The sequence below is a fragment of the Larkinella sp. C7 genome, assembly GCF_006149005.1.
GTDB lineage: Bacteria > Bacteroidota > Bacteroidia > Cytophagales > Spirosomataceae > Larkinella.
Map to the genome: position 1 here is coordinate 196,454 of NZ_VBSL01000010.1, position 12,457 is coordinate 208,910.

Here is a 12,457-nt window from a genome sequence, read left to right on the forward strand (position 1 = left end):
GGTACGTTTTTCGAGTTGGGTTAATTCAATTAATTCAATCAGGCCGTCACCAGACGGTTGTTCCCATCGGGAAAAACGACCACTGGCTTGTACGATTTAGCTTCATCGGCGGCCAGCATGGTGTAAGACAGAATGATGATGATGTCACCAATCTGCGCCTTGCGGGCGGCTGCACCATTCAGGCAAATGATGCCCGTACCGCGTTCTCCTTTAATCACATACGTGATCAAACGTTCCCCATTGTTGTTGTTCACAATGTGAACCTGCTCATGCTCAAGCATACCGGCCGCATCCATCAGATCTTCGTCGATGGTAATGCTACCAACGTAGTTCAATTCGGCCTGCGTCACCCGGGCTCGGTGAATTTTGGATTTCATTAGAGTTAGAAACATAGCTATATGGTTAGATGGATAAGATGCAATTCAAAGACGCTATTGGCTGCCGTCATTCCGGTGGCAGAATTTGAGTCAATAGGCAACCGTGTGCCGGTTTAGCATTGATCCAGCACATTCTGCAGAATCCGGGCAAATTCCTTGTCGTTGGGTGGTGTGAATAGATTCATGTGATCGCCGGGGACCTCATGGATTTTGATACCTTTCAGCGCAAATGGCTTCCAGCCCAGAAATTCGAAGTCTTTCTTGTAGGCAATTTGCTTGTTGGCCCGGAAAAGCGTAATCGTCACGTCCTGAGGAGCCAGGCGGTAATTGCGGGCCGCAATCCGGTTTGTTTCATTGACTTTGTAATAATTGCCATGAAACACTTTCAGGTAATCTTCATTATACCGAATCCGGCGGTACCACTGATTGACTTTGCGTTTCAGCGATTCGGCTTTCTCTCTGATCGTTTCGTGGGGGTATTTTCGCAGCAGCGTAAAAATATACAGCCGTTCCTTCAGCAAGGTGGTCGAATCGGTCCATACCCGCTTTAACCACGGATCGTAGAAGTTCGATTGATCGGCATACGAATCGAACATCGCCAGCAACTTCACCTCTTTGCCCCGCTCTTTCAACTGTCTGCTCATTTCGTAGGCAATAATCCCGCCGAAGGAGTAACCTGCCAGCGCATACGGCCCGTCCGGATTTTTGGCCATGATCGCGTCGATGTAGTAAGCCGCAATGGCTTCGATGCTGTCCAGTGGCTCATCGTCGCTGTTGATGCCTTTGGCCTGAAGTCCGTAAACCGGCTGATCCGGGTGCATGTTGATGGCCAGGGTATTGAACAGCAACACGTGCAAACCGGCTCCGTGGACGATATACAGCGGAGTTTTCGTTCCCTGCGGTTTGATGGGCACCAGCGAATCCCAGCTCACCGACCGGCCGTTCATGTGCAGGGTCGAAGCCAGTTTTTCGACGGTGGGGTATTCGAACAACAGCGAAAGCGGCAGTCGCTTGCTGGTTTTTTTCTCCAGCCGGGTCATCACCTGCACCGCAATCAGCGAGTGCCCGCCCAGTTCGAAGAAGTTGTCGAGTACGCTTATTTTCTCCAGCCGTAAACACTCCATCCAGATGTCGGCCACCAGCTTTTCGACGTCGGTCCGCGGAGCCATAAAATTGCTGCGGTTTTCGACCTCGTCCAGCATCGGATCGGGCAACGCTTTCCGGTCTATTTTTCCGTTGGGCGTCAGGGGCATTCGGGCCAGCACCACAAAGTTGTTCGGAACCATGTAGTCGGGCAGGTGCTGCCGGATTTGCTCTTTCCACCCCTGAAGCTGCTCCTGCGGAACCACCAGGTTGTGTTTGAAAGGGTTGCGGGAAACGTCGGTCAGCGACACGTTTTCGACCGGAATGGACGCAGGCCGGGCCGGAATCCGGTTCGGCTGATCGTTCGGGATAAAAACAACGTCCAGCCGGTTATCGGAGCCATCACCTGCCCAGCGGACGTGCGTGGTAAAGCGGTGTTTCTTACCCACCGCCCACAAGGTTGCCGGGTCGACGCTAACCGGAACGGGGGACAATTTTTGTTTGGCCTCCACCAGCAGGGTGTCATCGCTCAACGCGTCGATGTCCTGAATCAGCGTATAATCTTCAGCCGTGCGGCTGTTGAAAACATGACGGAGTTGCACAACCGCCCCGGAATGGGTCGAAAGACTTTTTTCCAGGTTCTCCAGGGCATAGTCGGGATTCCAGTCGATGACCGCATCGGCTTCGGCCACTTCGGGCGGATTGCCGACGTACAGCCAGATGTCGTAGTGGTGTTTTGTGGTTTCGTTCAGGAATTTTCCTTCGCGAAGCTGAATATCGACCGCCGAAATAGCAGGAATGAACTGGGGCAGAACGTAAAAATAAGCCGGGTCAGCCATGAGCTCATCCTCGATGAACAACCGCCGGTCAATGATCTTTTTGAAGTCCGCAACGGTATTTTCAGCCGACGAACGGGGAAACTGATCGAAGGTGTGGTGCATCCGCAGGGTTCCTTTGCCCTGCATGTCCCCAATAAAAATACAACCGCCCGGTGCCACTTTTTTAACAGCTTCCTCAATAACGCGCTGTAAGTAATTAGTATCCGGAAAATACTGGGCCACACTGTGAATCAGCACCAGATCCAGCGAAGCGTCCGGAACCGCACTGAAATCGTCGGCGTTGCCAACGGCGGTTTTCACATTCCGCCACTTGCCCGGGTCCAGCGCCAGCTTCTCCCGCAAATTTTCGATGGCCGTCGCCGAATAGTCCGTTCCGATGTAGAGCGTCGATGCGGGTGCCAGTTCGAAAAGCAACTGCCCGGCCCCGCAACCCACTTCCATAATCCGTTTCGGCTCCAACGCCCTGATGCGTCGGATCGACTGCTGCACCCAGTCGTCAATTTCTTCCTTGACGTCTTTTTTACCGCTCAACTGCTCGGCAATGGCCAGTTCAAGCACCTGCTCCGACGAGTTCTGCTCCTTTTCGTGTTCGACCCCAACGTTGTAAATCATGTCCCAGCGTTCCTGCCAACTCGGGGCTTTGTCGTTCGTCGGAACCGACTCCGGCACGACATAGGCCACCAGCACCTGATCGCCCGAGCGGGTCTCGTGGGCGATCACCGCCGTTTGCTTCACCTCGGCGATGGTGCCGATGACGTTCTCGATTTCGCCGAGTTCGATCCGGTGTCCCCGGATTTTCACCTGGTGGTCGATCCGGCCCAGGCACTGAATTTCGCCGTTTTCCAGAAATTTACCCAGATCGCCGGTGCGGTACATCGTGCCGTCGGTCGATTTGTCAAACGGATTTTTCAAAAACCGTTCGGTGGTCAACTCCGGCCGGTTCATGTACCCCCGCCCTACACTATCACCACCGATGAAAATTTCGCCCACCGTGCCAATGGCTACCGGTTTCAGAAATTCGTCCAAAATGTAGGCCTTCATGTTGCCGATGGGGCGGCCAATCGTGATGGTCTCGCCTTTCACAATCTGCTTGACGGTGGCCCAAACGGTGGTTTCTGTTGGGCCATACACGTTCCACAATTCCGAACAGAGAGTCGTCAGTTTGTCGGCCAGATCGTTCGAGAGGGCTTCTCCGCCACAAAGTGCCTTCACGGGCAACGGGCTGTTCCAGCCGGCATCGAGCAGCATCCGGTAGGTTGAGGGGGTGGCCTGCACAATGCTAACCCGCTCGGAACGAACCACATCCAGCAGCAACCGGCCATCGCGGGCAACGGCCAGATCCACCAGCAGCACGGTGGCTCCTACCAGCAGGGGCAGGAACAGTTCCAGTCCGGCAATGTCGAATGAGATGGTCGTAACCGCCAGCAATACGTCGTCTTCGCCGATGCCGGGGGCCGTCATCATGCCCCACATGAAATTGACCAGATTCCGGTGTTCGATCAGAACGCCCTTCGGTTTTCCCGTCGAACCGGAGGTGTAGAGCACATACGCCAGATCAGGCCCCGCAGCCCGGCCCACTGGTTCTTCCTTCGAGAGTGTTTTGGAATCCGCCAGGGCTTTTTCAATCACGAGTTCGGGCGACTGGCTTTTCAGCCGACCCTGCTGGCTGGCCGACGTCAGGAGAAGTTTGGCCGATGAGTCGGTCAGCATGAACGAAAGCCGTTCGTGCGGATAGGCCGTATCGAGTGGTAAATAAGCGGCTCCGGCTTTCAGCACGGCCAGCAACGCGATCACCATTTCCGGCGAACGGTCGACGGCTACGCCGACAATATCCCCGGTCTGAATCCCGGTCTGAATCAGGTAGTGCGCCAACTGATTGACGGTTTCATTTAAAGTCCGGTAGCTGATTTCCTGCTGGTTAAACCGGATGGCGGTTTTAGTCGGGTACCGGGCTGCGGTTTGGGCAATGAGATCGTGCAGGGGCGTGTGTTTCGGATAATCGGCCTCCGTATCATTCCACTGATCCAGTTGTTCGCTCAGCCTGTTTTCCGAAGCAAATGGAATATCCCCGATCACGACGGACGGGTTCGCGACGACCGTTTTCAGGAGATTGGTGAAATCATCCATCATTCGGCCCACTGTTTCCGCGCTAAAAAGCTGCGTGTTGTAGGCGCATTCCAGCGTCAGGGCCTTCTCGGAACCGGTGGCATTGAAGAACAGCTCGAAGTTTTCGTAGGCTTTGGGATGGTTGATCAATTTGTGCGTCAGGCCCTGAAAATGAACGCCGTCATTCATTCCCATGTCGATGTTAAAAACGATGGGCACCAGCGGAATCCGCGACGCATCGCGCGGAATGTTCAGTTTTCTGACCAGATCACTGAAGGTCAGCCGCTGGTGTTCGTAGGCGTCAAAAACCGACCGGCGGCACGTTTTCAAAAAGTCGGTAAAGGTGCTCTGCGGTTCCAGATGGCTGCGCAGCGGCAGGAGGTTGACACAATTGCCCACCAACCGGTTGTTTCCCGTCACCGATTGCCCGGCAGCCGGTAGGCCCACGACAATGTCCTCCTGGCCGGATAGCCGGTGCAGCAGCACTTCAAAAGCCGCCAGCAGGGTCGTTACGAAGCTGCACCCGGCTTTCAATCCCATTTTTTTGATGGCCAGCACCAGTTCACTGTCCATCGGGTAGTCCAGTCGACCGCTTTCAAACGTGCGGGTTACGGGGCGCGGAAAATCGGTGGGAAGGTCGAAAACCGGTACGTTTTCTTTGTAGGTATTGATCCAGAAATTCTCAATGCGCTGGTATTCTGCGCTCTGCGAAAAGTCGGCTTGTTCGATGGCGTATTGCGCAAACGAAGGCGCGTCCGGCAACGTCACGGGCATTCCCAGCGCATAAGCCGAGTAAAGGGCGCTCAAGTCCAGCAGCATCGCTCCCATCGACCAGCCATCCCGCGCACTGTGGTGGGCGGTCAAAACCAGGCGGTGTTCGTCATCGGCCAGTTTGAATAACGCCGTTTTAAACAGCGGACCATTGAGCAGATCGAAGACGTGTAAGGTCTCTTTCTGAATGTAATTGTCTACCAGGGTCTGTTTTTTTTCGTCCGTCTTCGTCGAAATATCCAGATAGGGTACTGGAATTGCCAGTTCTTTGTAGATGCACAGATATTCCCCATCCCCGCTAAAAACCATTCGCAGTGCTTCGTGCCGATCAACCAGCGTCTGGATCGCCCGCTCCATGGCAACCCGGTCGAAAACGCCTTTAAAGACGACCGAAGTCAGCATGTTGTAAGCACGGGTGGCGTTGTCACCACCCAGCAGACAAGCCGTCCAGATTTCTTTTTGCGGTTCCGTACTGGGCGCTACGCGCGCAATTTCCGGTCCGGCAAACGGATTAAAGTCAACGGTTGTTGTCACGGTTGGGGTCGGTATATTTTCCGTCATCACACAAGCGGGTTTAGCGTACCTTATAATTTAATCTGTAAAAACGTACCCGGTTTGTCGGGATTGGCGATAAACCAGGCGGGGTTCCCGTCCGCATCGCGACCCAAACGGGCTTCCGGAACGGGCGGTTCGTGGTAGCGGCCGGACGCGATCACTTTGTTTTCTTTCGGTGGGCGGACCGGCGCAATGGATTTGAAAATATCCGCGTCGATCATTTCCTGAATGCATTCCCGGAACGCGGCCAGCACCTGATCAATTTCGGCATCGGTATGCGCTTCGGTAATGAAACACGGAAAACCGTCCCAGATGTGAATGCCTTTTTCGCGCATCAACACGAACAGCAGCTCGCTATACGGTATTTCTTCTTTGGGCTTGATTTTCCAGAGCGAGCCAAACTGGGCCACATACAACGGAATCTGATGGCGATCAAATTCGGCATTTAACTCCCGTGCAATGCGCTCGGCCTTGTGGGTCAATCCCTTTTGCAAACCCGGCCCAACCTCCCGCAGGTGCAGCAACGAAGCCTTCGCCGTAGCCAGGGCGAGGGGATGCCGGACAAACGTACCGGCAAAATAGGTCACGCCTTTTTCGGGAAACGACGCGTCGCCGTATTGCCAGAAACCGCCATCGAGCACGTCCATATACTCCTTGTGGCCCGCAATGATCCCGATCGGAATGCCGCCACCCACTACTTTCCCGTAGGAAGCCAGATCGGCTTTGATGCCGAACATCGCCTGTGTTCCACCGGGATGCATCCGAAAACCGGTAATGACTTCATCGAAAATGAGCGCCGTTCCCGACGACGCGGTGATGCTCCGCACTTCTTTCAGAAAGTCGATCGGCACGAATTCCGGCCGACGGCTTTGCACCGGCTCCACCAGCACGGCCGCCAGTTCGTGCGCCCGTTCCCGGATAATTCTCAGACTTTCGTCCGTGCCGTAGTCCAGTATCAGCATGTTCTGAACCGACTCGGGCATGATGCCCGGTGCAGCCGGAAACGATTTCAGTTTTTTGGTCCCCCGCACAATCACTTCGTCGACGATGCCGTGGTAGGAACCCGTGAAGGCCACCACCAGCGAGCGTCCTGTAACGGTCCGCGCAATCCGCATCGCACCCAGCACGGCTTCCGAACCCGTGCTGCACAGAGCCGCCCGGTCGAAACCGGTGAAGTCACAAATCAGCCGGCAAACCTCGCCCGCCAGTTCGTGCTGCGGGCCGATTTCAAAGCCCTTTTCGATCTGCTCGTGCAACGCCTTCTTCACAAAATCAGGCTGGTAACCAAACATATTGGAGCCAAACCCATTGAGCATATCGATGTACTCATTGCCATCGACATCCCACAACCGGCTGCCTTTGGACTGGTTGATCACGATGGAATAGACCAGTTCTTTCGTCAGCGGTTTGAATCCGGAAACCACCCTCGGATCGGCCATGTAGGCCCGGTGCGCCTGGTTGTAGTTTTTACTCCCGCCGGTTTTCTGGTTATACCGACGAATCAGTTGTTGCAGGAAATGCTTTTGTTTCGGGCTTAATTCTGTGCTCTGACGCTCGATGCGGGCACTGGCTCCAAACGGTTTTTTAATCTCAATTTCCTCTTCCGGCGTCAAATCCGGTGTTTTGGCCGGAACCATCGGTTCAGTTAATGCTTTTCCGTTCGGATTGGGCAGGGCGGTCGGCGACGGTTGCGACGCGGGTGGATTTCCCTGCATCATGGCAATCTGTTTGGCCAGAATCTGCACCTGCTGGGCCATTAAACCCAGAACCGTATCATTCGTGCCGACGGCAACGGCTGCCGGAATGTGATGGGCCGGTGACGGAGCCGATGCCTGTGGAATGGGCTGCGAAACCGGTTTCGGCGCGTAGTGTTCTGCCGGTAAGGCCTGGTCCAGATACGCAACCAGACTGTCGATTGTGGCGTATTCTTCATTCAGTTGCCGGAACGTGATGGGCAGACCAAATTCTCTCTTTAAGGTGATGGATACCTGGGTGAGCAGCAACGAATCGAGTCCCATTTCCAGAAAACTCATGTCGGGCAGCACGCCTTCCATTTCAAGGCCGGAAGCTTCTCCCAGCATTTCTTTGACCTTATTGATCAATACGTCTTTTCTCATCACGATAGGGGGGGATATTGTAGTATCGGTAACCGGGCCAGCCATCGGTATAACCGCAAAAGCCGACGCGTCCGGGGGATCGACAACTGGCAGCGGGGGAACGATGGGATCAACCCAATAGCGTTTTTTATCAAAAGCGTAAGTCGGCAGACTGACTTTCACGCGGTTTTGGTTCAAATAGAAGGCCTTCCAATCGGGTTCCAGGCCACTGATCCAGAGTTGCCCCAGGGCTTTCAGCAGGGATTCATACTCCGACTGCACGCCTTTTTTATCCAGACTGGTGATGATGGGAACCGGTCGGGAACCGGCCTGCTGGCGGGCAAACGTCGTCGTGGCATTGCCGGGTCCGACCTCGATCAGCAGCGGTTGATTGAAAGCCAGGCTACACTCCAGGGCCTCCGAAAAGCGCACGGTCAAACGCAAATGTTTCGCCCAGTATGCCGGGTCAGTTGCCTGTGCATCCGTCAATAGCCTGCCGCTCACCGTGGATATGATGCGCTTTTGGGGCGGGTTCAGCACCACCTCATCAACAATTTTCCGGAACGAAGCCACCACGGGTTCCATCATCACCGAATGAAAGGCGTGGCTCGTCTGCAACACCCGGTTCGGAATTCCTTTTCCGTCCAGAACGCTGGCAAAAGCCGCGATGTCTTCGTCGTGACCGGCCACCACGCACAGTTTTTGGCTGTTGATGGCGGCAATCGACAACGGCTCCGGCATGAGGGTTCCGATCTGATCGGCTTCCATCCGAACCGATAACATGCTTCCCCGGGGCAGTTCGCTCACCAGCCGACCCCGCACCGCAACCAGTTTCAGCGCATCGGCCAGCGAAAAAACACCCGCCAGGTGGGCCGCCACAAACTCGCCAATGCTGTGTCCACACAGCAGCGACGGTTCAATGCCCCAGCTCATCCACAGTTTGGCCAACGCATATTCGGTTACAAACAAAGCGGGCTGGGTAAACCGCGTATTTTTTAGTTTCTCTTCGGCTTTGGCATTCCCCTCGTTCGGATACAAAACCGTCCGGATGTCAGTTTCCAGGTACGCACCCAACGCTTCGGCACATGCGTCGACGGCCTGCCGGTATACGGCTTCGTTTTCGTAAAGCTCGCGTCCCATGTTCAGGTATTGCGAACCCTGACCCGGAAACAGGAAAACCACCTCACCCGGTATTTCTCTGATCGATTTTACTTCGTGCGAAGCCCCCGAACTGGCCAGCAGTTTTTCGGCCAGCTCGTCGGTGGTGGACGCCACCGCAAACCGTCGGTGCTGGAAAGCCGCCCGGCTGGTTTGCAGCGTGAAGGCCACATCCGCCAGCTTCAGGTGACGGTTTTGCTGCAGATGATTCGCCAGAAGCGGGCCGTACAAGTCCCGGCTCGCGATTGATTTGGCCGACCAGGTAATCAACTGCACTGGTTTTTTCGTGGCCGGTTCGGCTGCGGTTTCAACCGGTATTTCCGTGGGATATTCTTCCAGAACCACGTGAACGTTCGTGCCGCCGACACCGAATGAGCTGACACCAGCCCGGCGGGGATCGGACGTTTGCGCCCATTCTGTCAAGGCCGTATTCACGAAAAACGGACTGTTGCCGAAATCGATTGCCGGGTTGGGGGCACTATAGTGAATGGACGACGGAATCTGTTTGTGACGCAGGGCCAATACGGTTTTGATAAAGCCAGCCACCCCGGCGGCCGTGGTTAAATGGCCCATGTTGCTTTTGATGGACCCGATGGCGCAGAACTGGGTGGCGGTTTGCGCGCCAAAAGCCATTTTCAACCCCTCGATTTCGATGGGATCACCAATCGGCGTGGCGGTTCCGTGGGCTTCCACATACCCGATGGTCGACGGATCGACGCGGGCATCCTGGAGCGCCATGGCAATGGCTCCCGCCTGTCCTTCGGCATTCGGAGCGGTGAAGCTGCCTTTGCCACCGCCGTCGTTGTTGATGCCAACGCCTTTGATCACCGCCAGAATGGTGTCGCCATCCCGCCGGGCGTCTTCCAGCCCTTTCAGCAACACGATGCCCGCGCCATCGCTGAAAACCGTACCCCGCGCGTCGGCACTGAACGGGCGACAATGGCCGTCGTTGCTCAACATGGCCCCTTCCTGATACAGATACCCGCTGTTGATCGGCTGGGCAATGGCCGCACCACCCGCCAGCGCCATATCGCACTGCCCGTTCCGGATGCTGTCGACAGCCTGGGCAATGGCCAGCAGCGAGGTCGAACAAGCCGATTGCACTGTCACCGCCGGGCCGCGCAGGTTCAGTGCATACGCCGTGCGGGTGGCAATGTAATCTTTATCGTTGGCCGTCATCACCTGAAAACTGCCAACCCGTTCCACCAGCTCCGTATGCGGCAGCACGTTGGTGTAGTAATAGGTGTTGTTGCGGCACCCCCCAAAAACGCCGATCGAGCCGTCGTACTGTTGGGGAACATAGCCCGCGCTTTCCAGCGCTTCCCAGGCGATTTCCAGGAAGATGCGGTGTTGCGGGTCCATCAATTCCGCCAGGCGGGGGTTGATGCCGAAGAAGGTCGGATCGAATTCTTCGGGTTTGTTGATAACGCCCCGGGCTTTTACATAGTCCGCGTCGTTCCGTAATCCGGGGGGAATGGACGAATCCAGTTCCGCTTCGGTGAAGAAGTGAGTCGTTTCTTTTCCTTCTTTTAGAAGCGTCCAGAGAGCTTCGATGGAATCGGCACCGGGGAACCGCCCCGCCATGCCGATCACGGCGACATCCTGCGTTGCCGCCTTTTCTTTGCGCTTCGGGATCTTGCGTTGGCCGTCATTTTCCGTTCCCAGAAAAGTCGCAAGGCCCCTGATGGTCGGTTGCTGATAGAGTTTTGTAATCGGAACGCTGTAGCCAAATCGTCTTTTTAAACCTGCGACGGCCGAAATCGCCAGCAACGAATTACCGCCCAGTTCGAAGAAATTATCATCCCTGCCCACCTTGTCCAGTTGCAGGAGTTCGGCCCATACGGTTTCGATCTGACGCTCCATTGGGGAAACCGGAGCCGTATAGACGTCGGATAAGGACGCGCGGTCGAGTCGTGGTGTTCCCAACGCTTTTTTATCCACTTTGCCATTGGCGGTCAACGGCAGGGCGGCCATTTGAATGAACAGGGACGGCAGCATATATTCGGGAAGTTTGCCGGCCAGATACTGCCGGATGGCTCCATTCGTAAGTTCGCTGTTGACCACCACATAAGCGACCAATCGCCGGTCGGTCGTCCGGTCGTCCTGCACAAGGACAACGCACTGGTCAATTGCCTCATGCGCTCCGAGGACGGTTTCGATTTCACTCAACTCGATGCGGTGCCCCCTGATTTTAACCTGATCGTCGATGCGACCCACAAATTCAATGGTTCCATCGGCCCGGTATTTGCCCGTGTCGCCGGTTTTGTAGACCCGTTCCCCCGGTTTTGTGCCAAAAGGATTGGCAATAAATTTCTCCGCTGTCAGCGTACGGTGATTGAGATACCCCCGCGCCACGCCCGCACCACCGATGTAGATTTCGCCCGGAATACCGGCGGGAACCCGGTTTCCATCGGCTCCAACGATGTAGACTTCCGTGTTGGCGATCGGTTTTCCGATGGGCACGACTTCCAGTTCGGCCTCCGCCGGATACGGGTATTGAATCGAGCTAATCGTTGCTTCAGTCGGTCCGTATTTGTTGTAGAACCGGACCTGCGAACCCCAGGCTTTGGCCAGATCGGGCGGACAAATCTCTCCGGCGGCAACGACTCTTTTTAAACTGCCGTAGGGTGCAGCGGGAATGTATCGCAATAAACTCGGCGTTGAATGCAGGTGCGTGATGCGTTGTTCCTGCATCACACGCACCACTTCATCGGGATTGAACAGCGATTCTTTCCGGATCAGCACCAGTTTCGCGCCGTTGCAGAGCGCCAGAAAAATCTGTTCGACCGACGGATCGAAGGCATAGTTGCTGGTTTGCAGAATGGCGTCATCATCCTGAATGCCAAACTCCTGCGATTGGCTTTGGATGAAGTTGCTCAGGTTCCGGTGTTCGATTAAAACCCCTTTTGGCCGCCCCGTCGAGCCGGAGGTATAGATTACATAAGCCAGATGATCGGACGACAAGGCGGTTTCTACGGGTTCCGTGGCTTCATTCGCGATCGTTTCCCAATCGGTGGTCAGGCAGATCGATTCAACCTCCTGGTTGTGTTTGGGCAGCACCATACCGGAAGTTGAATCCGTCACAACCACTTGGGCCGCTACATCGGACAACAGATACTGAATGCGTTCGGCCGGATATTCGGGGTCGATGGGAACGTAGGCCCCACCCGCTTTCAGAATCCCCATGATACCGATTACCATTTCCAGCGAACGGCTGACACAGATCGGCACCAGGGTTTCTTCTTTTACCCCTTTTTTTCGTAAAAAACCGGCTAACTGATTCGACTTTTCATCCAGTTCCCGGTAGCTGAGCTGACGGCTCTCAAACTGCACGGCAACCCGATCAGGAGACTTTCTTACCTGCACGGCAAACAAGGCGACGACGGTTTTATCCAAATCGAAACTCATTCTTGAGAACTCATCCATGTGTATCAAACCGGTTGAAAGTGTATGCTCAGGCTGTTATTTGTCA

At 55.2% G+C, this 12,457-nt stretch carries 3 protein-coding genes; all 3 read right to left on the reverse strand.

What is annotated here, in order from left to right; genetic code table 11:
* Positions 1–38: 38 nt before the first annotated feature.
* Complete coding sequence (gene panD, locus FH871_RS22830; protein ID WP_114406898.1) at positions 39–392, reverse strand: aspartate 1-decarboxylase; 354 nt, start codon at positions 390–392, stop codon at positions 39–41.
* Between the two features lie 98 nt (positions 393–490).
* The gene (locus FH871_RS22835) at positions 491–5,737 is read right to left on the reverse strand and encodes a non-ribosomal peptide synthetase (protein ID WP_138993743.1); all 5,247 of its coding nucleotides are present in this window, start codon (positions 5,735–5,737) and stop codon (positions 491–493) included.
* A 23-nt stretch (positions 5,738–5,760) separates the two neighbouring features.
* Entirely contained in the window at positions 5,761–12,411 is a 6,651-nt protein-coding gene (locus FH871_RS22840) for a polyketide synthase (protein WP_212768258.1), read from the reverse strand.
* Positions 12,412–12,457: the final 46 nt, after the last annotated feature.

Coding starts and splice junctions, on each gene's coding strand:
- panD (WP_114406898.1), bottom strand. CDS start 392: ATGTTTCTAACTCTAATGAAATCCAAAATTCACCGAGCCCGGGTGACG.
- FH871_RS22835 (WP_138993743.1), bottom strand. CDS start 5,737: ATGACGGAAAATATACCGACCCCAACCGTGACAACAACCGTTGACTTT.
- FH871_RS22840 (WP_212768258.1), bottom strand. CDS start 12,411: ATGGATGAGTTCTCAAGAATGAGTTTCGATTTGGATAAAACCGTCGTC.